Genomic DNA, 23,368 nt, shown 5'->3' on the forward strand with positions numbered 1-23,368 from the left:
CTACTCCAGTGTGGCAGCGTGGTCCGGGACGTACTTCTGGAGATCCCGCGGCGGCCGCTGGTAGCCGCGCGAGTCCGGGCGCGGCGGCAGCTCGATCCGCGGCGGGGTGATCTCGCGGTACGGCACGGTGGAGAGCAGGTGGGCGATCATGTTGATCCGGGCCCGGCGCTTGTCGTCGCTCTCCACCACGTGCCAGGGCGACAGCGGGGTGTCGGTGTGGACGAACATCGCGTCCTTGGCCTGCGAGTAGTCCTCCCAGTGGTTGATCGACTCGACGTCCATCGGGGAGAGCTTCCAGCGCCTCATCGGGTCCTCCAGCCGGTCCCGGAAGCGCCGCTCCTGCTCGGTGTCGCTGACCGAGAACCAGTACTTGCGCAGCAGGATGCCCGCCTCGATCAGCATCTGCTCGAAGGCCGGGCACTGGTGCAGGAACTGCCAGTACTCCTCGTCGGTGCAGAAGCCCATCACCCGCTCGACCCCGGCGCGGTTGTACCAGCTCCGGTCGAACAGCACGATCTCCCCGGCCGCCGGCAGGTGTTCGACGTAGCGCTGGAAGTACCACTGGGTCCGCTGCCGCTCGGTCGGGGTGGGAAGCGCCACGACCCTGGCGATGCGCGGGTTCAGGAACTCCGTCACCCGTTTGATGGCGCCGCCCTTGCCGGCCGCGTCGCGCCCCTCGAAGACCACCACCAGGCGGGCCCCCTCGACCCGCACCCACTCCTGGAGCTTCACCAGCTCCTGCTGCAGCCGCAGCAGCTCCCGCTCGTACGGCTTCCTCGCCAGTCGCTCCGGTTTCCCGGCCCGCTGCCCGCTGGTCACCCTCGGGTCCTCCGTCCGACTGCTGCCGATGACCCTTCACCGTAGGCGCGCAACGGCGGATCCGCAGGTCGACCGGGGCCGGGAGGGTGTGATCAGACCGCGACGAAGGGCTCCGGATAGCGGCAGAGCCCGCGCGGGCCGCCGTCGTACGCCGCGAGCGGCAGCGCCTGGAAGTACGCCTCCGGCACCTCGAACGGGCCGCTGACCTCGTGCCGTCCGGCCGGGGCGAAGCCGAACCGGCCGTAGTAGCCCGGGTCGCCGAGGACGACCACCAGCTTCTCCCCCGCCGCCTCGGCCGCCGACAGCGCGGCCCGGACGACGAGTTCCCCGACGCCCCTGCGCTGCCACTCGGGCGCCACGGCGACCGGCGCGAGCGCCACGGCGTCGCCGTCCCCGACCCACAGCCGGGTGAGCAGCGCGTGCCCGACCACCAGCCCGGCCTCGTCGACCGCGACCACCGACAGCCCGGGCAGCCAGGCGGGGTCGCGGCGCAGCGCGTCCACCAGGTCCGCCTCGTCCGGCCCGGGGAAGGCGGCCATGTGGACGCGTCTGGTCGCGGGGGCGTCCTCCGGACGTTCGATCCTCGTGGTGACGTTCGTGACCTGCATGAGTCGACCCTCCGTGTGTCCCACACCGTTGTGGACCGGCCCCGGACGGTGGGTGGACCGTCCGGGGCCGTTGAAGGTTAGCGGATGACGCGACGTCAGCCTGCTGGCTACGCCTCGGACTTGGCGTCCTTGGCGTCCTCGCGGACCTTCGGCTGAGCGTCGACGCCGGCCTCGCGGCGCTGCGCCGGGGTGATCGGCGTCGGGGCGCCGGTCAGCGGGTCGCCACCGGTGGACGTCTTCGGGAAGGCGATGACGTCGCGGATGGTGTCGTAACCGCCCAGCAGGGTCACGATGCGGTCGAGGCCGAAGGCGACGCCACCGTGCGGCGGCGGGCCGTAGTTGAAGGCGTCCAGCAGGAAGCCGAACTGCGAGGCGGCCTCCTCCTCGGACAGCCCGATCGCGTCGAACGCCCGCTTCTGGACGTCCCGCTGGTGGATACGGATCGAACCGCCGCCCAGCTCCGAGCCGTTGAGGACCAGGTCGTAGGCGTTGGACAGGGCCGAGCCCGGGTCGGTGTCGAAGGTGTCCAGCGACTCCTTGGTCGGGGCGGTGAACGGGTGGTGCACCGCGTGCCAGCCCTGGAACTGGCCCTTGTCGTCCTCGATCGGCTCGAACATCGGGAAGTCGACGACCCAGAGGAAGGCCCACGTGGACTCGTCGATCAGCCCGCAGCGGCGGCCGATCTCCAGACGGGCGGCGCCGAGCAGCTCCTGCGAGGCGCGCTCCTTGCCGGCCGCGAAGAAGACCGCGTCGCCGTTCTTGGCGCCGGCGGCGGCGGCCAGGCCGGCCAGGTGCTCCTCGGACAGGTTCTTGGCGACGGGCCCGCGCAGCTCGCCGGTCTCGGCGTCGATCAGCACGTAGGCCAGGCCCTTGGCGCCGCGCGCCTTGGCCCAGTCCTGCCAGGCGTCCAGCTGCTTGCGCGGCTGGGAGGCACCGCCCGGCATGACCACGGCGCCGACGTACGGGGCCTGGAAGACGCGGAACTCGGTGCCCTTGAAGTACTCGGTGAGGTCGGTGAGTTCCTGGCCGAAGCGGACGTCCGGCTTGTCGGAGCCGTACCGGCCCATGGCCTCCGCGTAGGTCATCCGCGGCAGCGGGTTCGGGATCTCGTAGCCGTGCACCTCGCGCCAGATGGCACCGATGATCTTCTCGCCGAGGGCCAGGATGTCCTCCTGGTCGACGAAGGAGGCCTCGATGTCGAGCTGGGTGAACTCCGGCTGGCGGTCGGCGCGGAAGTCCTCGTCGCGGAAGCAGCGGGCGATCTGGTAGTAGCGCTCCATGCCGGCCACCATCAGCAGCTGCTTGAACAGCTGGGGCGACTGCGGCAGCGCGTACCAGTGGCCGGGCTGCAGGCGGACCGGGACGAGGAAGTCGCGGGCGCCCTCGGGGGTGGAGCGGGTGAGGTACGGCGTCTCGATGTCGAGGAAGTCGTTCTCCTCCATCACCCGGCGGATGATGTTGTTGACCTTCGAGCGCAGCCGCAGGCCCTTGGCCGGGCCCTCGCGGCGCAGGTCCAGGTAGCGGTAGCGCAGCCGGACCTCCTCGTTGACCGTGCCCGGCTCGTACTCGGCGACCGGGAAGGGCAGCGGGGCGGCCTCGGAGAGCACCTCGATCTCGCTGACCACGACCTCGACGGCGCCGGTCGGGATCTCGGGGTTCTCGTTGCCCTCGGGGCGGACCCTGACGTCACCGACGACCTTGACGCAGTACTCGGCGCGCAGGCCGTGCACCGAGTCCAGGTCGCGGACCACGATCTGCACGGTGCCGGAGGCGTCGCGCAGGTCGATGAAGGCCACGCCGCCGTGGTCGCGGCGGCGGGCGACCCAGCCGGCCAGGGTGACGGTGGTGCCTGCGTGCTCCGGGCGGAGCGTGCCCGCGTCGTGCGTGCGGATCACAGCTGCTTCTCCTTCAGGGTGGTGACGAGTGCGTCGAGGGCGACGGGGGTCTGCTCGCCGGTGCTCATGTCCTTGAGCTGGACGACGCCCTCGGCGAGGTCCCGGTCCCCAGCGATCAGGGCGAAGCGGGCGCCGGACCGGTCGGCGGACTTCATGGCGTTCTTGATGCTCTTCACGCCGAAGGCGAGGTCGGTGGCGACGCCGGCCCGGCGCAGCTCGATCACCTTGGCGAACAGGACGTTCTTGGCCTCCTCGCCGAGCGCGACGGCGTACACCTCGGTGGCGGCGGGCAGCTCGAGGGAGACGCCCTCGGCCTCCAGCGCCAGGTAGGTGCGGTCCACGCCGAGGGCCCAGCCGACGGACGGCAGCGCCGGGCCGCCGATCATCTCGGACAGGCCGTCGTAGCGGCCGCCGCCGCCGATCGCGGACTGGGCGCCGAGGCCGTTGTGCACGAACTCGAAGGTGGTGCGGGTGTAGTAGTCCAGCCCGCGCACGAGCTTGGGGTCGTCCACGAAGGCCACGCCGGCCGCGGTGAGCAGCTCGCGGACCTTCTCGTCGTACGCCTTGCAGTCCTCGCAGAGGAAGTCGCGCAGCATCGGCGCGTCGACGAGCTGGGCCTGCACCGACTCGCGCTTGTCGTCCAGCACGCGCAGCGGGTTGATCTCGGCGCGGCGGCGGGTGTCCTCGTCCAGGTCCAGGCCGGCCAGGAACTCGATCAGCGCGGCGCGGTAGACCGGGCGGCACTGCTTGTCGCCGAGGCTGTTGAGCAGCAGCGAGTAGTCGCTCAGGCCGAGCGAGCGGAAGGCGTCGTCGGCCAGGATGATCAGCTCGGCGTCCAGCGCCGGGTCCTCCGCGCCGATCGCCTCGGCGCCGACCTGGGAGAACTGGCGGTAACGGCCCTTCTGCGCGCGCTCGTAGCGGTAGTACGAGCCGGAGTACCAGAGCTTGACCGGCAGGTTGCCCTGCTTGTGCAGGTTCGCCTGGAGCGCGGCGCGCAGCACCGAGGCGGTGCCCTCCGGGCGCAGCGCGAGCTCGTCGCCGCCCTTGGTGGTGAGGGTGTACATCTCCTTGGTGACGATGTCGGTGGACTCGCCGACACCGCGCGAGAACAGCTTCACGTCCTCGAAGACCGGGGTCTCGACGTAGCCGTAACCGGCCCGGCGGGCGGGCGCGGCGATGCGCTCGCGGATCGCCAGGAAGGTCGCGGAGCTGGGGGGCAGCAGGTCGTAGGTGCCCTTGGGGGCGGTGAAGGTGCTCAACTTCTCTTCCGTCACATTCCTCGTCGCGGGAAAGCCGGGGCGCCGGCCGCCCCTGCTGCCTGTCGGAGGTAGGGGTTGGTGGCGCGCTCGTGGCCGATGGTCGTCTGTCCGCCGTGGCCGGAGAGGACCACGGTGGAATCGTCGAGGGGCAGGCACACCCGGGCCAGCGAGCGCATGATCGCCGCGCTGTCCCCGCCCGGGAGGTCGGTACGCCCGATGGAGCCGGCGAACAGCAGGTCGCCCGAGAACAGCACCGGGGGGAGGTCCTCGGCACCGGGCGTCCGGAAGGTCACCGACCCCCCGGTATGGCCCGGGGCGTGGTCCACGGTGAGCTTCAGGCCGGCCAGCTCCAGCACGCTGCCGTCGGTGAGCTCGCGCACGTCGTCGGGCTCGCCGACGGTGAGCTCGCCCAGCAGCTGGGTGCCGAGGGAGCGGCCGAGGGCCTTCTCCGGGTCGGACATCATGTACCGGTCCTCGGGGTGGATCCAGGCCGGGACACCGCGGGCGCCGCAGACCGGGACCACCGAGGCGACGTGGTCGATGTGGCCGTGGGTGAGCAGCACGGCGACGGGCTTGAGCCGGTGCTCGCGGACGAGCTCCTCGACGCCGCGGGCGGCCTGGTGGCCCGGGTCGACGATGACGCACTCCTCGCCCGCCGCCGGCGCGACCAGGTAGCAGTTGGTGCCCCAGGCTCCAGCGGGGAATCCGGCGATGAACACGCGCGTCCTTCGGGTGTGCGGCGACCAGCTGCGATGGCTACCAGTAGTGATGTGTAAGGGCAGCCTACCGGCGGGCCGGGTCCGGTTGCGAACCAGATACCGGCGGCGGGGCGGGCCGCCGGACGCCCGAGTGACGGGTTCACCACGTCCTTACGGGCCCGGTCCCTACACTTGGCCGCCGATGGATGCGATGATCCGCTACGGAAACCATCCACCCTTCCCGCACATCATCAGGAGACACGGCCGGTGGTCAGCAGCGAACAGCGGCGGCGGCAGCTCGCCCGCGAGAAGTACGAGCGCCAGATGCAGCGCCGCGCCGAGGCGGCGGCCGCGCGCAAGCGCCGCAACACGATCCTGGGCGCCTCGCTCGCCGTCGTGGTGCTGGCCGGCGGCGGCACGCTGTTCGCGACCGGTGCGTTCGACTCGGACAAGGACAAGGGCGTTTCGGCCGCCTCCAGCCCCCAGGCCGCGCCCACCCAGCCGACCACGCCGACCCGCAAGCCGGTCGAGGGCTGCGCCGCCCCGGCGCCGGGTGCGCCCAACGGCAAGCAGTTCAAGGCGGAGCCGGCGATGTCGATCGACGCGAGCGCGTCGTACACCATGGCGCTGGACACCAACTGCGGCAAGGTGACGGTCGCCCTGGACGCGGCCAAGGCCCCGCACACGGTGAACTCCTTCGCCTTCCTGGCCGGTGAGCAGTACTTCGACCACACCAAGTGCCACCGCCTCACCACCGACGGGATCTTCGTGCTCCAGTGCGGCGACCCGACCGCCAGCGCGACCGTCCCCGGCGGCACGGGCGGCCCCGGCTACAAGTTCGCGGACGAGAACCTGACCGGCGCGACCTACCCGGCGGGCACCGTGGCGATGGCCAACTCCGGCCCGGGCACCAACGGCAGCCAGTTCTTCCTGGTCTACAAGGACACCCAGCTGCCGCCGAACTACACCCCGTTCGGCAAGATCACCGGCGGTCTGGACGTGGTCCAGAAGATCGCCGCCGCGGGCACCCTGGACGGGTCCCCGGACGGCCGCCCGATGGCCGACGTCACCTTCAACTCGGTTACCGTGGCGAAGGGTTGACCGACCCCGGGGCCACTCCCGGCGGCGCCCATCGCGGCGCCGCCCGGCCCCGGGCCGAAATCGCCCGGCCCGGATGCGGACAGCACCGGGCCTGGTCGCCTATGTTGGCGTTGTATAGGGTGCCCGGACCCGCCCAGCCGTCACCCGCGGCAGCAAGGCACGGCGGACGGGGACGGCGGACTCATCGGTCCGCCGCACATCAACTGTGGACGACGGACGCGCGCCGCCCCGGCGCGGGCGCGACGTCATGTGGAGGACGCGCTATGAGCAGCGACCCGTGGGGCCGTGTGGACGAGCAGGGCACGGTGTACGTCAGGACGGCCGACGGCGAACGGGCCGTGGGTTCCTGGCAGGCCGGCTCGCCCGAGGAGGCCCTCGCCTACTTCGAGCGCAAGTACCAGGGCATCGAGGTGGAGATCGGCCTGCTGGAGAAGCGGGTGCGCACCACCGACCTGGCGGCCAAGGACGCCCAGACCGCGCTGGAGCACCTCCGCGCGCAGGTGACCGAGGGGCACGCGGTGGGTGACCTGGACGCGCTGGCCAAGCGGCTGGACACGCTCGCCGGTGAGATCGAGAGCCGGCGCGAGCAGCGCAAGGCCGCTCGCGCCAAGGCCCAGGACGAGACCCGCGCCGCCAAGGAGGCCCTGGTCTCGGAGGCCGAGCAGCTCGCCGAGTCGACCCAGTGGCGGGAGGCCGGGGACCGGCTGCGCGCCCTGGTGGAGACCTGGAAGGGCCTGCCCCGGCTGGACCGCAAGAGCGACGACGAGCTGTGGCACCGCTTCTCGCACGCCCGCTCGGTCTTCTCCAAGCACCGCAAGGCGCACTTCGCCACCCTGGACGCCGAGCGCGAGCAGGCCCGGCAGACCAAGGAGGCGCTGGTCGCCGAGGCCGAGGCGCTGTCCTCGTCCACCGACTGGGGCACCACCGCCGCCGCCTACCGCGACCTGATGGCGCGCTGGAAGGCCGCCGGCCGGGCGCAACGCGACGTCGAGGACGAGCTGTGGGCGCGGTTCCGCGGCGCTCAGGACGTCTTCTTCCAGGCCCGTTCGGCGGTGTTCAGCGAGCGGGACGCCGAGCAGGTGGCCAACCAGAAGCTCAAGGAGGCGCTGGCGGCCGAGGCCGAGGCGATCCTGCCGATCACCGACCTGAAGGCCGCCAAGGCCGCGCTGCGCGATGTCAACGAGCGCTGGGAGGCGATCGGGCACGTGCCGCGCGACGTCCGTCCGAAGCTGGACGGCCGGCTGAACGCGGTGGAGCGGGCGATCCGCGAGGCCGAGGAGGCCGAGTGGAAGCGCTCCAACCCGGAGGCCAAGGCCCGTGCGGCCGGCATGGTGGGCCTGTTCCAGGCGAAGGCCGACAAGCTCCAGGCCGACCTGGACAAGGCCCGCGCGGCGGGCAACAGCTCCAGGGCCGCCAAGCTGGAGTCCGAGCTGGCGGGCGTGCGGACCCTGCTGGAGCAGGCGCACAAGAGCCAGGAGGAGTTCAGCGGCTGATCCGTCAGCCGTAGGAACGCCGAAGGGGCCCCGGGTCGAGCACCCGGGGCCCCTTCGCGTGTCCGCTCGTCCCGGTGCTACTTCCGGGCGGAGGTGACGCGGTAGACGTCGTACACGCCCTCGACCCCGCGCACCGCCTTGAGGACGTGGCCCAGGTGCTTCGGGTCGCCCATCTCGAAGGTGAAGCGGCTCATCGCCACCCGGTCCCGGGAGGTCTGGACGGCCGCCGAGAGGATGTTGACGTGCTGGTCGGACAGCACCCGGGTGACGTCCGAGAGCAGCCGGGAGCGGTCCAGCGCCTCGACCTGGATCGCCACCAGGAAGACCGAGGACTGGGTGGCGGCCCACTCGACGTCGATCATCCGCTCGGGCTGCTGGCTGAGTGACTCGACGTTGACGCAGTCGGCGCGGTGCACCGAGACGCCGTTGCCGCGGGTGACGAAGCCGACGATCGGGTCTCCCGGCACCGGGGTGCAGCAGCGGGAGAGCTTCACCCAGACGTCCTCAACGCCCTTGACGATCACGCCCGGATCGCCCTTGGCCCGGCGGCGGGCCGCCCGGCGGGTGTCGTGGGTCGGGGTCGCCGTCTCGGCCAGGTCCTCGGTCGCGCCCTCCTCGCCGCCGAGCGCCTGGACCAGCTTCTGGACGATGTTCTGCGCGGCGACGTGGCCCTCGCCGATCGCGGCGTAGAGCGAGGAGATGTCGGGGTAGCGCATCTCGTGGGCCAGGGTGACCAGCGAGTCTCCGGTCAGGATCCGCTGGATCGGCAGGCCCTGCTTGCGCATCGCCCGGACGATCGCCTCCTTGCCGTGCTCGATCGCCTCCTCGCGGCGCTCCTTGGAGAACCAGGCGCGGATCTTGTTGCGGGCGCGCGGAGACTTGACGAAGCCCAGCCAGTCCCGGGAGGGGCCGGCGTTCTCCGCCTTGGAGGTGAACACCTCGACGGTGTCGCCGTTCTCCAGGGTCGACTCCAGCGGCACCAGGCGGCCGTTGACCCGGGCCCCTATCGTCCGGTAGCCGACCTCGGTGTGGACGGCGAAGGCGAAGTCGACCGGGGTCGCCCCGGCGGGCAGGGCTATCACGTCGCCCTTGGGGGTGAAGACGAAGACCTCGTTGCTGGCCAGGTCGAAGCGGAGCGACTCCAGGAACTCGCCCGGGTCGGCGGTCTCCTTCTGCCAGTCCAGCAGCTGCCGCAGCCAGGCCATCTCGTTGACGGCGCCGGCCTTGTCGTCCTTGCGGACCTGGGTCGGGGTGTCGGTGCGGACCTTGGAGGCCCCGGCGACGGCCCGCTGCTTGTACTTCCAGTGCGCGGCGATGCCGTACTCGGCCCGCCGGTGCATGTCGAAGGTGCGGATCTGGAGTTCGACGGGCTTGCCGCCGGGACCGATCACCGTGGTGTGCAGCGACTGGTACATGTTGAACTTGGGCATCGCGATGTAGTCCTTGAACCGCCCCGGCACCGGGTTCCACCGCGCGTGGATGGTGCCCAGCGCCGCGTAGCAGTCGCGGACGGTGTCGACCAGGACCCGGATGCCCACCAGGTCGTAGATCTCCGCGAAGTCCCGGCCGCGGACGATCATCTTCTGGTAGACCGAGTAGTAGTGCTTCGGCCGGCCGGTGACGGAGGCGGTGATCCGGGCGCCGCGCAGGTCGGCCTGGACCTGGTCGATGACGGTCGCCAGGTACTCGTCCCGCTTGGGGGCGCGCTCGGCGACCAGCCGGACGATCTCGTCGTACATCTTGGGGTAGAGGATCGCGAAGGCGAGGTCCTCCAGCTCCCACTTGATGGTGTTCATGCCCAGCCGGTGCGCCAGCGGGGCGTAGATCTCCAGCGTCTCGCGGGCCTTCTTCTCCTGCTTCTCCCGCTTGAGGTAGCGCATCGTGCGCATGTTGTGCAGGCGGTCGGCCAGCTTGATCACCAGGACGCGCGGGTCCTTGGCCATCGCGACGACCATCTTGCGGACGGTCTCGGCCTGCGCGGCCTCGCCGAACTTGACCCGGTCCAGCTTGGTGACGCCGTCGACGAGCAGGGCCACCGAGTCGCCGAAGTCCTTGCGCAGGGTCTCCAGGCCGTAGTCGGTGTCCTCGACGGTGTCGTGCAGCAGCCCCGCCATCAGGGTCGGGGCGTCCATGCCGAGTTCGGCGAGGATGGTGGCGACGGCCAGCGGGTGGGTGATGTACGGGTCGCCGCTCTTGCGCTTCTGCCCGCGGTGCCACTTCTCCGCGACGGCGTAGGCGCGCTCGATGTCGCGCAGCAGCGCCGGGTCGGCCTTGGGGTCGTTCGCCCGGATCGAGCGGAACAGCGGCTCCAGGACGGGGTTGAGCACGGTGGAGCGCTGGCCGCCGAGACGGGCCAGGCGGGCGCGCACGCCACCGGTGCCGGAGCCGCGGCCGACGGGGGCGGTCTGGCGGGAGGAGGTCGGCGCCGGGCGTGCCGGGGTGGCCCCCGAGGGCGTGGGACGGTTGTCGGGGGCGGCCGCTGCGGCCGTGGGCACAACCTCGTCGGGCAAGGACACTCCTCGGGGCACCGGGGCCGACCCCTGCCGGGCCCGTGACGTCCGGGGCACAACCGGGAGGGGATGAATCTTCATGGTACCGAGCCGGGCGGCCCGGTGTTCATCCGGCCGGGCGCGGAAACGGAAGACGGCGGTCGGATGATCCGACCGCCGTCCTTCGAACTCGTCCCCGAGGCCGCGCCTCAGACCGTGACCAGCGTCTCCAGCGGGGCGCCGTCCAGGTGCCCGGCCAGCCGCTCGCGGCCGTCCAGGAAGCCCAGCTCCATCAGCACCACGACGCCCACCAGCTCGGCGCCGGCCTCCTTCACCAGGTCCAGCGAGGCGCCGATGGTGCCGCCGGTGGCCAGCACGTCGTCCACCACCAGCACCTTCTCACCGGGCGCGAAGGCGTCGCACTGCACCTCCAGCGTCGCCGAGCCGTACTCCAGCTCGTACGAACGCCGGAACACCTCGCCGGGCAGCTTGCCCGCCTTGCGGATCGGCACGAAGCCCAGCCCGGCCGCGAAGGCCGCCGGAGCCGCCAGCACGAAGCCGCGCGCCTCCAGGCCCACCACCTTGGTCGCCCCGAGCTCCCCCGCCCGGCCGGCCAGCGCCCGGGTCAGGGCGCCGAACGCCTCGGCGTCGGCGAGCAGCGGCGCGATGTCCTTGAACAGCACGCCGGGCTTGGGGTAGTCCGGGACGTCCCGGATCCGGCTGTTCAGCAGCTCGGCCAGGGCGGTGTCGGCGGTGGTCACGGTGTGTCCTTAGGTGTGGTCGGAATCAGCGCTTGGTGGACGGACGGCCCTTGGCCCGCGCGGCACCGGCCGCCCGACCGCGCTGACCGACCATACCCGCGGGCTGGTCCTCGTCCGCACCCTCGTCCGACGGCGCCGCGGCCTCGGCGGCCTTGGCGGCGGCCGCGGCCCGGTGCTGCAGGACCCGCTTGCGCAGGGCCTTCAGCTGCGGCTGCTCCTCCTTGAGCTGCGCCAGCAGCGGGGTGGCGACGCAGATCGAGGAGTAGGCACCGGCCGCGAGGCCGATGAACAGCGCGAGCGAGATGTCGTTCAGGGTGCCGGCGCCCAGGATGCCGCCGCCGATGAACAGCAGTGCCGCGACCGGGAGGAGCGCCACGACGGTGGTGTTGAGCGAACGCACCAGGGTCTGGTTGAGGCCCGCGTTGGCCGCCTCGCTGTAGGTGAGCTTGTTCTGCTTGGTGATGTCCTTGGTGTTCTCCTTCACGGTGTCGAAGACGACGACCGTGTCGTAGAGCGAGTACCCGAGGATCGTGAGGAACCCGATCACCGTACCGGGGGTGACCTCGAAGCCCACTAGGGCGTACACACCGATGGTGATCAGCAGGTCGTGGATCAGGGCGACCAGGGCGGCCACCGCCATCCGCCACTCGAAGGCGATCGCCAGGTAGGCCGTCACCAGGATCATGAAGATGATCAGGCCGGTGAGGGCCTTCTGGGAGATCTGCTTGCCCCAGCTGGGGCCGATGACCTGGGCCTCGACGGTGTCCAGCGGCACGCCGACCTTCTCGGCGAGCTGCGAGCGGACCTCGTCGGCGCTCTTGGTCTCCTCGGTGCTGACCTGGATGCGGATCTTGCCGTTGTCGGTCGACTGCACCAGCGGGTGCGAGGAGACGACCTGGTCGGCCTTCTCCTGCGCCTGCGAGACGGTCAGGCCCGGCTTGGACACGGTGTAGACCGAGCCGCCCTTGAACTCGATGCCCAGGTGCAGGCCCATGGCCAGGCCGATCGCCGCGATGAGCACGATCGCACCGGAGATCGAGTACCAGAGCTTGCGGCGCCCGACGAAGTCGAAGCTGACCTCGCCCTGGTAGAGCCGGTGGCCCAGATTGGAGAAGCGCGACACGGTGTCAGGCCTCCTTCACGGCGGCAGAGGAGGGGCTACGACGACGGCTGCTGCGCAGCGGCGGGCGGGCGCCCAGCCGCTTCGGGTCCAGGCCGGACCACGGGTGGCCGTCGGCGAAGAACTTGCGCCGGGCCAGCAGCGTGATCAGGGGCTTGGTGAAGAGGAAGATCACCACGACGTCGAGCGCGGTGGTCAGCCCCAGGGTGAAGGCGAAGCCCTGGACCTTGCCGACCGAGACCACGTAGAGCACCGCGGCACAGAGGAAGGACACGAAGTCCGACACCAGGATGGTGCGGCGGGCGCGCGGCCAGGCCCGCTGGACCGCCGGGCGCAGCGGGGCGCCCTCGCGGACCTCGTCGCGGATGCGCTCGAAGTACACGATGAAGGAGTCGGCGGTGATGCCGATCGCGACGATCGCGCCGCAGACCGCCGGCAGGTTCAGCGCGAAGCCGATCCCGCCGCCGAGCAGGCTCATGATCGAGTAGGTCAGGATCGCCGAGACGATCAGACCGGCGATCGAGACCAGGCCGAGGCCGCGGTAGTAGACCAGCGAGTAGGCGACCACCAGCAGCATGCCGATCGCGCCGGCGATCAGGCCGGCCTCGAGCTGGTCGCTGCCCAGCGCCGGGGAGACGGTGGTGATGTCGCTCTGGGCGAACTCCAGCGGCAGGGCGCCGTAGCTCAGCACGTTGGCGAGGTCCTGCGCCTCGGCCTGGGTGAAGCGGCCGGTGATGACCGCGCTGCCGCCCGGGATCGCGCCGTTGACCTGCGGGTGCGAGACGACCTGGTTGTCCAGCACGATGGCGAACTGGTTGGTCGGCGGGGTCTGGGTGGCCAGCTGGCCGGTGACCTTGGAGAAGGCGTCGGTGCCGGCGCCGTTGAACTGCAGCTGGACCTGCCAGCCGGCCCCGGTCTGGGTGTCGAGGCTGGCCTGGGCCTTGGAGACGTCCGAGCCCTTCACGGCGACGGGGCCGAGGGCCAGCTTCTCGTAGTAGCCGTTCTCGGCCTTCTGGGAGCAGGCCACCATGGCCTTGTCCTCGGTGCTGGTCTGGGCGGTGCGCATCTCGGGCTTGGAGCAGTCGAGGGCGGCGAAGGCGGCGGACAGCTCCGGCGGGACGGTGCCCTGGGTCATCGCGGCGCTCAGGTCGGCGGCGCTCGGCGGGGTGGCCGGGGCGCTCGGGGTGCCGGTGGCGGAGGGCGCCGCGGAGCCGGTGGCGGACGGGGCGGTGCTCGTCCCGGTGGCGGCGGCCGACGGGCTGGCGGCCTCGGCGGCCAGCGCCTCACCGACGGCACGGCCCTGCTTGGTGGCGCTCGGGGAGGCCGTCGGGGCGTGGCTGGTGGAGGAGCTCGCACCTGCCGAGGCGGTCGGGGCGGCGCTGCCGGACGGCGCGGCGCTCGGGGTGCCGGAGGCGCCGGCGGACGGCGTCCCGGTCGGCGCGGGCGGGGTGACGCCGCTCGGCGCCACGGCCAGGACCGGACGGAAGTACAGCTTCGCGGTGGTGCCGACCTGGTCGGCCGCGTTCTGCCGGTCGCCGCCCTTGGGGATGTTCACGATGATCGTGCTGTCGCCCTGGGTCTGGACCTCCGCCTCGGAGACACCCATGCCGTTGACGCGGCGCTCGATGATCCCGACGGCGATGTCCATGTTGGACTTGTTGACCGCCTTGGGGTCGGTCGACTTCGCGGTCAGCGTGATGCTGGTGCCACCGGCGAGGTCGATTCCGAGCCGGGGCTTGGTGTTGCCCGTCCCGAACATGAGGGCGACCAGTCCGACGGTGACGACCAGGATGAGGGCCAGCGCCCGCCCTGGGTAGCCGTCGCGCGGGCGCGACTTGGGTGTTGCCACCTTGCTCGTTTCTCCCTGTCCATGCCACATCCCCGACCGGACCCCCGTCCGGCTCGTGGCGGGACGGGGCATGGCGGTTCTGCGGCCCTGAGGTCCTGTGGGCTCGCGGCACGGTGCCGCGCGGCCTGGCGGTTGCCCGGCCGTACTTACTTGCTCGCGGGAGCCCCGCCCTCGGCATCGCCCTTCTCGGCGCTGTCCTTGGTGAGCGACAGCGGCTTGTCCTCGGCCGGTGCGGCGTCCGCGTCCTCGGCCTCCGGCTCGGGCAGCTCGTCATCGGCGGGGCGACCGTTGATGATCGCGTCGTACTCCTGGGGGTCCAGGACGGCCGCGACCGCGCTCTTGGTGAAGTGGGTGACCACGCCGGGAGCGATCTCCAGCTCGACGGTCTCGTCGTTGACCGCCTTCACCTGGGCATACAGGCCGCCGATGGTGCGCACCCCCGCCCCGGGCTCCAGCGCCGTCTGCATCTGCTGCATCTGCGACTGGCGCTTCTTCTGCGACCGGAACATGAGCACGATCGCGATGATCGGGAGGAGAAGGATGATGAGGTTCACTGCAGCCAGGGTCCTTTACGGGCCGCCGCCCGGCGGCCTGTGTGGTATGAGTCGGCCCGTCAGGTGAGAGGGGCGGTCCGGCGGAGTCTAGGCGACCCCGAACTGATCGGACAACGCCAAGCATCGCATCCTGCCGCCGAAAGTGGCGACCCTCCGTCTGCACGGTTTCCCCGACTTTCTCCCGCGGCTCCTCCCCTCGGTGCGGCGGCGCCCCGGCCCGGGAACGGTGGACACCTCTCACCCGTTCGGCCCCGGGCCGGTCAACTTCCGTCCGCGGGGAACAGCTCCGGCTGGGCCGTCGGCCCGCCGCGACCGGTCTGGACCGGCGGGGTCCGTACCGGCGGGGTCAGGCCGAGGTGCTGCCAGGCGGCGGCGGTGGCGACCCGGCCGCGCGGGGTGCGGGCGAGCAGGCCCTCGCGGACCAGGAAGGGCTCGGCCACCTCCTCGACCGTCTCGGCCTCCTCCCCCACGGCGACCGCGAGCGTCGACAGACCCACCGGACCGCCGCCGAACAGCCGCAGCAGCGCGCCCAGCACGGCGCGGTCCAGCCGGTCCAGTCCCCGGGCGTCGACCTCGTAGACGTCCAGCGCCTGGGCGGCGATCCGGGCGGTGACCACGCCGTCGTGCCGGACCTGGGCGTAGTCGCGGACCCGGCGCAGCAGCCGGTTGGCGATGCGCGGGGTGCCGCGCGAGCGCCCGGCGATCTCGGCGGCACCGGCCGGGTCCATCTCGACGTCCAGCAGGGCGGCCGAGCGGTGCACCACCCGCTCCAGCTCGTGCGGGGCGTAGAACTCCATGTGCCCGGTGAAGCCGAAGCGGTCCCGCAGCGGCGGGGGCAGCAGCCCCGCCCGGGTGGTGGCGCCGACCAGGGTGAAGGGCGGCAGCTCCAGGGGGATGGCGGTGGCGCCCGGCCCCTTGCCGACGATCACGTCGACCCGGAAGTCCTCCATCGCCATGTAGAGCATCTCCTCGGCCGGCCGGGACATCCGGTGGATCTCGTCGAGGAAGAGCACCTCGCCCTCGGTGAGCGAGGAGAGGATCGCCGCGAGGTCTCCCGCGTGCTGGATCGCCGGGCCGGAGGTGATCCGGATCGGGGCGCCCAGCTCAGCGGCGATGATCATGGACAGGGTGGTCTTGCCGAGTCCGGGCGGCCCGCTCAGCAGCACGTGGTCGGGTGCGCTGCCGCGCTTGCGGGCGGCCTGGAGCACCAGGGACAGCTGCTCGCGCACCCGCTCCTGGCCGATGAACTCCTCCAGCAGCTTGGGGCGCAGCGCCGCCTCCACCGCCTGGTCCTCGCCGTCGGCGGCCGCCGTCACCAGCCGGTCCGCAGGTTCCGGGTCGTACATCCTCGGGGGCTCCAAAGTGTGCGGTGTCGACAAACAGACAGATCGTCAGGGGGCGTCGGGGATCGGCGGTGGCTCAGCGGGCGCGGTTGAGGCCGCGCAGCGCCAGCCGGAGCAGGGCCCCGACGTCCGGCGTCTGCTGGGCCTCGGCCTCCGGGGTGACCGCCGCGACCGCCTCGTCCGCCTCGCGGGGGGCGTAGCCGAGGCCGGTCAGCGCGGAGTGCAGCTGCTCGCTCCACGGCGCCGGGCCGACGGCGACCGGCTTCTGCGCGGGCACCGCGCCGTGCGGGGCGCCCAGCTTGTCCTTGTACTCCAGCAGCAGCTTGGCCGCCTTCGCCTTGCCGATGCCCGGCACGGCGACCAGCGCCTTCTCGTCCCCGCCCGCGACCGCGGCGCGCAGCGCGTCGGGGCTGTGCACCCCGAGGATCGCCTGCGCCAGCTTGGGGCCGACGCCCGGCGCGGCCTGGAGGATCTCGAACACCGCGCGCTCGTCGTCGTCGGCGAAGCCGAACAGGGTCAGCGAGTCCTCCCGGACCACGAGCGAGGTGGCCAGCCGGGCCGGCTCGCCCAGCCGCAGTCCGGCCAGGGTGTTCGGGGTGCACTGCACGGCCATGCCGACCCCGCCGACCTCGACCACCGCGACACCGGAGGAGATGGCCGCCACAGGGCCTTGCACGAAGGCGATCACCGGAAGGTTCCTTTCAGGGGCGTGGAGCGGGAGGTCGAGCGGGCGGCCCGGACGGCGGCCTCCAGGCGGTTGGTCGCCCCGCCGCGCCAGATGTGGCAGATGGCCAGGGCCAGCGCGTCGGCGGCGTCGGCGGGCTTGGGCGGGGCGTCCAGCCGCAGCAGCCGCTGGACCATGGCCGTGACCTGCGCCTTGTCCGCCCGGCCGGAGCCGGTGACGGCGGCCTTGACCTCGCTCGGGGTGTGCAGGGTGACGGGGATGCCGCGCCGGGTGGCGCAGAGCATCGCGACCGCGCTGGCCTGGGCGGTGCCCATCACCGTCCGCACGTTGTGCTGGGCGAAGACCCGCTCGACCGCGACGAGGTCCGGCCGGTGCTCGTCCAGCCAGCCCTCGATCCCCTGCTCGACCAGCAGCAGCCGCTCTCCGATCTCGGCCTCGGCGGGCGTGCGCACCACGCCCACCCCGGCCATCCGCAGCGGCCGGCCCGGCGCCCCCTCGACCACGCCGACCCCGCACCTGGTCAGCCCCGGGTCCACACCCAGCACCCGCACGTCGCGCCCCGCCTCTCCGCTCACCCGCCGTCGGCCTCCGGCGCTCCAAATCCGGTGCGCGGCGAAGGACCTCCGCAGGCTACCGCCCGGGTCCGACATCCGGGTCCGGCGACGCCGCCGACGACACCGGCCCGGCGGTCCTGGGACCACCGGGCCGGGCTGTGAGAACGGTCGATCGGCGCCGTCACTCGGCGTCGAGCTGCGCACCGACCTCGTCGGGGATGTCGAAGTTGGCGAAGACGTTCTGCACGTCGTCGCTGTCCTCGAGCGCGTCGATCAGCTTGAGGATCTTGCGGGCACCGTCCACGTCCAGCTCGACCTGCATGCTGGGGAGGAAGTTGGCCTCCGCCGAGTCGTAGTCGATGCCGGCGTCGACCAGCGCGCTGCGCACGTCGACCATCTTGGAGGCCTCGGAGATGATCTCGAACGAGTCGCCGAGGTCGTTGATCTCCTCCGGGTCCTGGTCGAGGACGATCTCGAACAGCTTGTCCTCGTCCACGCCGTCGGCCTTGGGCACGATCACGACGCCCTTGCGGGTGAAGAGGTACGACACCGAGCCCGGGTCGGCCATCGAGCCGCCGTTGCGGGTCATCGCGACGCGCACGTCGGAGGCGGCGCGGTTGCGGTTGTCCGTGAGGCACTCGATCAGGACGGCGACGCCGTTCGGGCCGTAGCCCTCGTACATGATGGTCTGGTAGTCGGCGCCGCCGGCCTCGAGACCGCCACCGCGCTTGACGGCGCGGTTGATGTTGTCGATCGGGACGGAGCTCTTCTTCGCCTTCTGGATGGCGTCGTAGAGGGTCGGGTTGCCCGCCGGGTCGGGACCGCCGGTGCGCGCCGCCACCTCGATGTTCTTGATCATCTTGGCGAAGAGCTTGCCGCGCTTGGCGTCGATCACGGCCTTCTTGTGCTTGGTGGTAGCCCACTTAGAGTGGCCGGACATCGCCAGCTCCTTTACGTCGCCAAAGGGAAATGAAACAGATGAGATCTTACCGGTGTCGTCACCGGTAAGACGCACACGGCCACCGACTCCCTACCGGGCGGCCAGGTGCTCCTCGACCATCCGCACGAAGTAGGCGTGCACGCGGTGGTCGCCGGTGAGCTCCGGGTGGAACGAGGTGGCCAGCAGGTTGCCCTGACGCACGGCCACGATCCGGCTCTCCGGGCCGTCCGCCGCGGGCAGCTCGGCCAGCACCTCGACGCCCGCGCCGACCGCCTCGACCCAGGGGGCGCGGATGAAGACGCCGTGCACCGGCGCGTCGTCCAGGCCCTTGAAGGCGATCCCGGACTCGAAGGACTCGTTCTGGCGCCCGAAGGCGTTGCGGCGCACCGTCATGTCGATGCCGCCGACGCTCTCCTGGTCCTCCCGGCCGTCGAGGATCTTGTCGGCCAGCATGATCATGCCCGCGCAGGTGCCGTACACCGGCATCCCGGCGGCGACCCGCTCGCGCACCGGGTCCATCACGCCGAACAGCAGCGCCAGCTTGGACATGGTGGTGGACTCCCCGCCGGGGATCACCAGCGCGTCGACCTCGGCCAGCTCCTCGGCACGGCGCACCGGACGGGCGAGCGCGTCGGCCTCGGCCAGCGCCACCAGGTGCTCGCGGACGTCGCCCTGGAGGGCGAGGACGCCGATGACTGGAGTGCTCACGGTCTTCAACCTCTATCGATCGTTGCTACGGGAATGCGCGGCACGGCCCGCCGCGCGCTCGGGCGCGACGGCGGGCCAGGTGTGCCGGGGTGCCGGTCTACGGGCGGCGGGCGACTACCAGCCGCGGTTGGCGTAGCGCTCGGTCTCCGGCAGGGTGTCGCAGTTGATGCCGACCATGGCCTCGCCGAGGTTGCGGGAGGCGTCCGCGATGATCTTCGGGTCGTCGTAGAAGGTGGTGGCCTTCACGATGGCGGCGGCGCGCTTGGCCGGGTCGCCCGACTTGAAGATGCCGGAGCCGACGAAGACGCCCTCGGCGCCGAGCTGGCGCATCAGCGCGGCGTCGGCCGGGGTGGCCACGCCACCGGCGGAGAACAGCACGACCGGCAGCTTGCCCAGCTCGGCGACCTCCTTGACCAGCTCGTACGGGGCGCGCAGCTCCTTGGCGGCGGCGTACAGCTCATTGTGGTCGAGGGCGCGCAGGTGGCCGATCTCGTTCTTGATCTGGCGCAGGTGGCGGACGGCCTCGACGACGTTGCCGGTGCCGGCCTCACCCTTCGAGCGGATCATGGCGGCGCCCTCGGCGATGCGGCGCAGGGCCTCGCCCAGGTTGGTGGCACCGCAGACGAAGGGGGTGGTGAAGGCCCACTTGTCGGAGTGGTTGACCTCGTCGGCCGGGGTCAGCACCTCGGACTCGTCGATGTAGTCGACACCGAGCGACTGCAGGACCTGGGCCTCGACGAAGTGGCCGATGCGGGACTTGGCCATCACCGGGATGGAGACGGCGCCGATGATCTCCTCGATCATGTTCGGGTCCGACATGCGGGCCACGCCGCCGTCCTTGCGGATGTCGGCCGGAACCCGCTCCAGGGCCATGACGGCCACCGCGCCGGCGTCCTCGGCGATCTTCGCCTGCTCGGCGTTGACCACGTCCATGATCACACCGCCCTTGAGCTGCTCGGCCATACCGCGCTTGACCCGGGCGGTACCGATCTGCGGCTGGTCTGCGGTGGTGGGGGTGGTGGACACGTGAGACCTCACTCGAGAATGAACCAGTGCTATCGCCCTATGGTAGGCGGACCGAGTGACCCCTCCATGTGCCACCAAGTCCAGCCAGGACGACGGGATGCGACAAACGGGCCGTATCCGGGGACCAGCCTAAGCAGGCGCTCCCTCGGGGGTGAGGGCGGGCGGCGGGGCGTCGTCCATCTCGAAGGCCAGGGGGAACGGCGCCTTCCCCGCCAGCCGGAAGTAGCGGACCAGCCGGTGCTCCCGCACCGCCCGCGCCGCCCGGACCGCGTCGTTGTGGAAGCGCCGGGCCATCGGCACCCGCCGCACCGCGGCCGTCAGATCACGGACGGCCTCCTCGCCCCCCGGCTCGGCCACCAGCGCCGCCACCTGCTCCGGCTCCTCGAACACCGCCCGCAGTGCCAGGCTCAGCTGGCTCTCCGCCACCTCGCGGTGCTCGTCCTCGGCCTGCCGGGCCGCGTGCGCCGCGTCCAGCAGCAGCAGCGAGGCCGCCGGGTCCAGCAAGGAGGACGTCGCCAGCTCCATCGCCACCGAGGCGCGCCGCACCAGCTGCGCGTCCAGCGCCGCCCGCGCCGCGTCGATCCTGGCGTGCAGCCGGTCCAGGCGCCCGGCCGTCCAACTCAGGTACATGCCGAACAGCACCACGGCCACGCCGGCCCAGATCCAGGTAGTCACGGGCCGCTACGTTACCGGGTGTCACGGGTCACCCCTGGGCGGTCGCGCTGCGGTAGCTCTCCCGGTCGATGTCCGCGACGTCCACGGCGGTGAACAGCCGCACCCCGGGCCCCGGCTTCACGTGCTCGGCCAGCAGCGCCAGGACGCCCTCGCTGAGCGCCGCCTTCGCCTCCGGCGTGCGACCGGGGAAGATCCGGAACTCGACGAGGACCTGCGCGTCCGCCGCGGTGCCGGTCGTCCCCACGACGAGCAGCTCGCCCTGCCGGAACACCGTCTTGCACGACTCCGGCTTCGCGTCGATGGTCTCCTCCGCGAGCCGGTTGATCGCCCGGCCGAGCGCCGCCGGGTCGAAGGTGCCGGCCAGGCTGGACGAGTAGTCGACGGAGATCTGCGGCATCGTTGCCCCCATGGGTCGCGGTGGTGCGGTGGACCGACCCTAACGCCGCGGACACCCGGCCGGCCCACGGGCCCTCCGTCCGCGGCTCCCGGGGCGCGACCCGTAGCCGACCGGCCCTCGGCTCAGTCCCGGACCGGCCCTCGGCTCAGTCCCGGACCGGCCCCCGGCTCAGTCCCGGACCGGCCCCGGGTCAGTCCCGGGCCAGCCCGAACCGGCCGCGCCGCCCGCTGCGGACGTCCTCCTCGACCACCGCCGCCTCCCCGGCCGTCACCGTCTCGTACACCGCCAGGATGTCCGCGCCCACCGTCGACCAGTCGAACCTCCGCACGTGCCGCGAGGCCGCCTCGCGCAGCTGCTCCAGCCGCCGCGGGTCGCCCAGCAGCCGCAGCGCCGTACGGGCCAGCGCGTCCGCGTCCTCCACCGGGAACAGCTCCCCGGCGTCCCCGCCGTCCAGCACCTGCTTGAACGCGTCCAGGTCGCTCGCCAGCACCGGCGCACCCGCCGACATCGCCTCGACCAGGATGATCCCGAAGCTCTCGCCACCGGTGTTCGGCGCCACGTAGAGGTCCACGCTGCGCAGCAGCCGGGCCTTCTCCCGGTCGGACACCATCCCGAGGAACTCCACCTGCGCGCGGACCTCGGGCGCCAGACCGGCGACGGCCTCCTCCTCGTCGCCCTTGCCGGCCACCAGCAGCCGCACGCCCGGCCGCTCGGCCAGGATCGCCGGCAGCGCGGCCAGCAGCGTCGGCAGTCCCTTGCGCGGTTCGTTGATGCGGCCGATGAAGCCGATCGTGCCGGGCTCGCCCCCGGCCGCGTTGCCGGTCCACCGGGGGTCCGGCTCGGCGTCCGCGAAGAAGCCGACGTCCACGCCGTTCGGGATCACCACCGCGTCCCCGCCCAGGTGCTCCACCAGGGTGCGCCGGGCGTACTCCGACACCGCGATCCGGGCCCGCATCTTCTCCAGCCCCGGCTGGAGGATCGGCGAGGCCGCGATCATCGCCCGCGAGCGCGGGTTCGAGGTGTGGAAGGTGCCCACCATCGGCCCGGTCGCCGACCAGGCGGCCAGCATCGACAGGCTCGGCGAGGCCGGCTCGTGCACGTGCAGGATGTCGAAGCGCCCCTCGCGCAGCCACCGCCGCACCCGCGCCGCCGACAGGATGCCGAAGCTCAGCCGCGCCACCGACCCGTTGTACGGCACCGCCACCGCCCGCCCGGCCGAGACCACGTACGGCGGCAGCGCCTCGTCGTCCTCGGCCGGCGCCAGCACCGACACCTGGTGCCCCAGGGCGATCAGGTGCTCGGCCAGGTCCCGGATGTGGAACTGCACCCCGCCGGGGACGTCCCAGTCGTACGGGCAGACGATGCCGATCTTCACGGGTTCCTCAAGCTCCTTCGGACGGGTCGTACGGGCGGGCTCAGGACCCGGAGGCCTCGGCCGCGGACTCCACGGCCGGCTCGGCCGCCGACTGCGCGCGCACCGCGGGCGCGGCGCCCACGGCCTCACGGACCGGCAGGTCGGCCAGCCAGAACCGCTGCAGCATGTGCCAGTCCTGGGGGTGCTCGCGGATGCCCCGCTCCCACACCCGCGCCATCGCCTGGGTCATCGCCTGGGTCCGCTCCTTGCGGCCGCCCTCCTCGGGCGCCACCACCTCGGGGTGGATCCGCGCCCGCATCACCGGGCCGTCGTACCAGAGCGTCACCGGCAGCAGCGCCGCCCCGGTCCGCTGGCACAGCGCGGCCGGCCCGGCCGGCATCCGGGTCGCCTCACCGAAGAAGGACACCTCCAGCCCCGCCTCCGACAGGTCCCGGTCCCCCACCAGGCAGACCAGCCGGCCCTCCCGCAGCCGCCGCGCCAGCGTGCCGATCACGTTCACCGAACCCCCGGTCAGCGCCAGGACCTCCATGCCCTGGCCCTCCCGGAACGCCACGAAGCGGTCGAACAGCCGCTCCGGCTTCAGCCGCTCCGCGACCGTGGTGAACGGGTAGCCCTGCTGCGCGACCCAGGTGCCCGCCAGGTCCCAGTTGCCCATGTGCGGCAGCGCTATCACCGCGCCCCGCCCGGCCTCCATCGGCTCCCGCAGGTTCTCGAAGCCCTCCACCCGGACGTCCCGGGCCACCCTCGCCCGGCTCCACACCGGCAGCCGGAAGGACTCCATCCAGTACCGCAGGTACGAGCGCATCCCGGCGCGCGACAGGGAGCGCAGCGCGGCCTCGTCCAGCTCCGGACGGACCCGGCGCAGATTCGCCTCCAGCTGGAGCACCCGCTTGCCGCGCCGGCGCCACGCGTAGTCCGCCAGCCGGTCGAACAGCCCCCGCGCCACCGGCTCCGGCAGGTGCTTCAGCACCGCCCACCCCAGCGCGTACGCCCAGTACACCAGTCGGTCCGTCACCGCA

22 protein-coding genes are annotated in these 23,368 nt (G+C 72.2%); 2 read left to right on the plus strand and 20 right to left on the minus strand.

All coding sequences use genetic code 11. The annotated features are described in order from the left end of the window. The 5 genes from ppk2 to ACGF07_RS15860 all read right to left on the minus strand — a co-directional run bounded on the left by ppk2 (window position 1) and on the right by ACGF07_RS15860 (window position 5,300). Window positions 1-819, minus strand: coding sequence for a polyphosphate kinase 2 (ppk2, locus tag ACGF07_RS15840; protein ID WP_392899053.1), 819 nt, complete (start codon window positions 817-819; stop codon window positions 1-3). A gap of 92 nt (window positions 820-911) precedes the next feature. Next, window positions 912-1,427, minus strand: a complete 516-nt coding sequence (locus ACGF07_RS15845) for an N-acetyltransferase (protein ID WP_350736861.1) — start codon at window positions 1,425-1,427, stop codon at window positions 912-914. Window positions 1,428-1,534: 107 nt separating this feature from the next. Continuing rightward, window positions 1,535-3,322 (minus strand): aspartate--tRNA ligase, encoded by a 1,788-nt coding sequence (gene aspS / locus ACGF07_RS15850; RefSeq protein ID WP_350736864.1) that lies wholly within the window; start codon window positions 3,320-3,322, stop codon window positions 1,535-1,537. Next, the gene (hisS, locus tag ACGF07_RS15855) at window positions 3,319-4,581 is read right to left on the minus strand and encodes a histidine--tRNA ligase (RefSeq protein ID WP_350736867.1); all 1,263 of its coding nucleotides are present in this window, start codon (window positions 4,579-4,581) and stop codon (window positions 3,319-3,321) included. The genes aspS and hisS overlap by 4 nt, the downstream gene beginning before the upstream one ends. 11 nt (window positions 4,582-4,592) lie before the next feature. Next, the gene (locus ACGF07_RS15860) at window positions 4,593-5,300 is read right to left on the minus strand and encodes an MBL fold metallo-hydrolase (RefSeq protein ID WP_392899057.1); all 708 of its coding nucleotides are present in this window, start codon (window positions 5,298-5,300) and stop codon (window positions 4,593-4,595) included. A 246-nt stretch (window positions 5,301-5,546) separates the two neighbouring features. Between ACGF07_RS15860 and ACGF07_RS15865 the strand changes: the two genes are divergently transcribed. Both ACGF07_RS15865 and ACGF07_RS15870 read left to right on the plus strand, forming a co-directional pair. Next, on the plus strand, window positions 5,547-6,380 hold the full coding sequence (locus ACGF07_RS15865; protein WP_350736873.1) for a peptidylprolyl isomerase: 834 nt from the start codon (window positions 5,547-5,549) through the stop codon (window positions 6,378-6,380). A gap of 263 nt (window positions 6,381-6,643) precedes the next feature. Then, the gene (locus ACGF07_RS15870) at window positions 6,644-7,873 is read left to right on the plus strand and encodes a DUF349 domain-containing protein (protein ID WP_350736876.1); all 1,230 of its coding nucleotides are present in this window, start codon (window positions 6,644-6,646) and stop codon (window positions 7,871-7,873) included. 77 nt (window positions 7,874-7,950) lie between these two features. Here ACGF07_RS15870 and ACGF07_RS15875 read toward each other — a convergent pair whose 3' ends face one another. The 15 genes from ACGF07_RS15875 to ACGF07_RS15945 form a co-directional block, all read right to left on the minus strand. Further along, window positions 7,951-10,464: a RelA/SpoT family protein gene (locus ACGF07_RS15875; RefSeq protein WP_392899061.1), complete on the minus strand. Its 2,514-nt coding sequence runs from the start codon at window positions 10,462-10,464 to the stop codon at window positions 7,951-7,953. Window positions 10,465-10,571: 107 nt separating this feature from the next. Continuing rightward, the gene (locus ACGF07_RS15880) at window positions 10,572-11,123 is read right to left on the minus strand and encodes an adenine phosphoribosyltransferase (RefSeq protein WP_392899064.1); all 552 of its coding nucleotides are present in this window, start codon (window positions 11,121-11,123) and stop codon (window positions 10,572-10,574) included. A gap of 25 nt (window positions 11,124-11,148) precedes the next feature. Next, window positions 11,149-12,246, minus strand: a complete 1,098-nt coding sequence (secF, locus tag ACGF07_RS15885; RefSeq protein WP_392899067.1) for a protein translocase subunit SecF — start codon at window positions 12,244-12,246, stop codon at window positions 11,149-11,151. 4 nt (window positions 12,247-12,250) lie between these two features. Next, on the minus strand, window positions 12,251-14,092 hold the full coding sequence (gene secD, locus ACGF07_RS15890; RefSeq protein WP_392899069.1) for a protein translocase subunit SecD: 1,842 nt from the start codon (window positions 14,090-14,092) through the stop codon (window positions 12,251-12,253). A 146-nt stretch (window positions 14,093-14,238) separates the two neighbouring features. Then, entirely contained in the window at window positions 14,239-14,646 is a 408-nt protein-coding gene (gene yajC / locus ACGF07_RS15895; RefSeq protein WP_350736887.1) for a preprotein translocase subunit YajC, read from the minus strand. 260 nt (window positions 14,647-14,906) lie between these two features. Then, window positions 14,907-15,992, minus strand: coding sequence for a Holliday junction branch migration DNA helicase RuvB (gene ruvB / locus ACGF07_RS15900; RefSeq protein WP_392899072.1), 1,086 nt, complete (start codon window positions 15,990-15,992; stop codon window positions 14,907-14,909). 73 nt (window positions 15,993-16,065) lie between these two features. Further along, the gene (ruvA, locus tag ACGF07_RS15905; protein ID WP_392899074.1) at window positions 16,066-16,677 is read right to left on the minus strand and encodes a Holliday junction branch migration protein RuvA; all 612 of its coding nucleotides are present in this window, start codon (window positions 16,675-16,677) and stop codon (window positions 16,066-16,068) included. After that, a complete protein-coding gene (ruvC, locus tag ACGF07_RS15910) occupies window positions 16,674-17,225 on the minus strand; it encodes a crossover junction endodeoxyribonuclease RuvC (protein ID WP_350736948.1) in 552 nt (183 codons plus the stop codon). Before ruvC ends, ruvA begins: the two co-directional genes overlap by 4 nt. 184 nt (window positions 17,226-17,409) lie before the next feature. Beyond that, the gene (locus ACGF07_RS15915; RefSeq protein WP_350736896.1) at window positions 17,410-18,168 is read right to left on the minus strand and encodes a YebC/PmpR family DNA-binding transcriptional regulator; all 759 of its coding nucleotides are present in this window, start codon (window positions 18,166-18,168) and stop codon (window positions 17,410-17,412) included. Between the two features lie 90 nt (window positions 18,169-18,258). Beyond that, window positions 18,259-18,876, minus strand: a complete 618-nt coding sequence (gene pdxT / locus ACGF07_RS15920) for a pyridoxal 5'-phosphate synthase glutaminase subunit PdxT (protein WP_350736898.1) — start codon at window positions 18,874-18,876, stop codon at window positions 18,259-18,261. A gap of 114 nt (window positions 18,877-18,990) precedes the next feature. After that, complete coding sequence (gene pdxS, locus ACGF07_RS15925) at window positions 18,991-19,902, minus strand: pyridoxal 5'-phosphate synthase lyase subunit PdxS (protein ID WP_350736901.1); 912 nt, start codon at window positions 19,900-19,902, stop codon at window positions 18,991-18,993. A gap of 129 nt (window positions 19,903-20,031) precedes the next feature. Continuing rightward, the gene (locus tag ACGF07_RS15930; RefSeq protein ID WP_350736951.1) at window positions 20,032-20,532 is read right to left on the minus strand and encodes a hypothetical protein; all 501 of its coding nucleotides are present in this window, start codon (window positions 20,530-20,532) and stop codon (window positions 20,032-20,034) included. A 73-nt stretch (window positions 20,533-20,605) separates the two neighbouring features. Continuing rightward, window positions 20,606-20,974 carry an isomerase gene (locus tag ACGF07_RS15935; protein WP_350736904.1) on the minus strand — a complete coding sequence of 123 codons (369 nt, stop codon included), beginning with the start codon at window positions 20,972-20,974 and terminating at the stop codon, window positions 20,606-20,608. Between the two features lie 190 nt (window positions 20,975-21,164). Continuing rightward, window positions 21,165-22,349 carry a glycosyltransferase family 4 protein gene (locus ACGF07_RS15940; protein WP_350736906.1) on the minus strand — a complete coding sequence of 395 codons (1,185 nt, stop codon included), beginning with the start codon at window positions 22,347-22,349 and terminating at the stop codon, window positions 21,165-21,167. Window positions 22,350-22,389: 40 nt separating this feature from the next. Then, window positions 22,390-23,364: a phosphatidylinositol mannoside acyltransferase gene (locus ACGF07_RS15945; protein ID WP_350736910.1), complete on the minus strand. Its 975-nt coding sequence runs from the start codon at window positions 23,362-23,364 to the stop codon at window positions 22,390-22,392. Between the last annotated feature and the right edge of the window lie 4 nt (window positions 23,365-23,368).

Origin of the sequence: Kitasatospora sp. NPDC048194 (assembly GCF_043202455.1) — a bacterium.
Taxonomy (GTDB): Bacteria; Actinomycetota; Actinomycetes; order Streptomycetales; family Streptomycetaceae; genus Kitasatospora.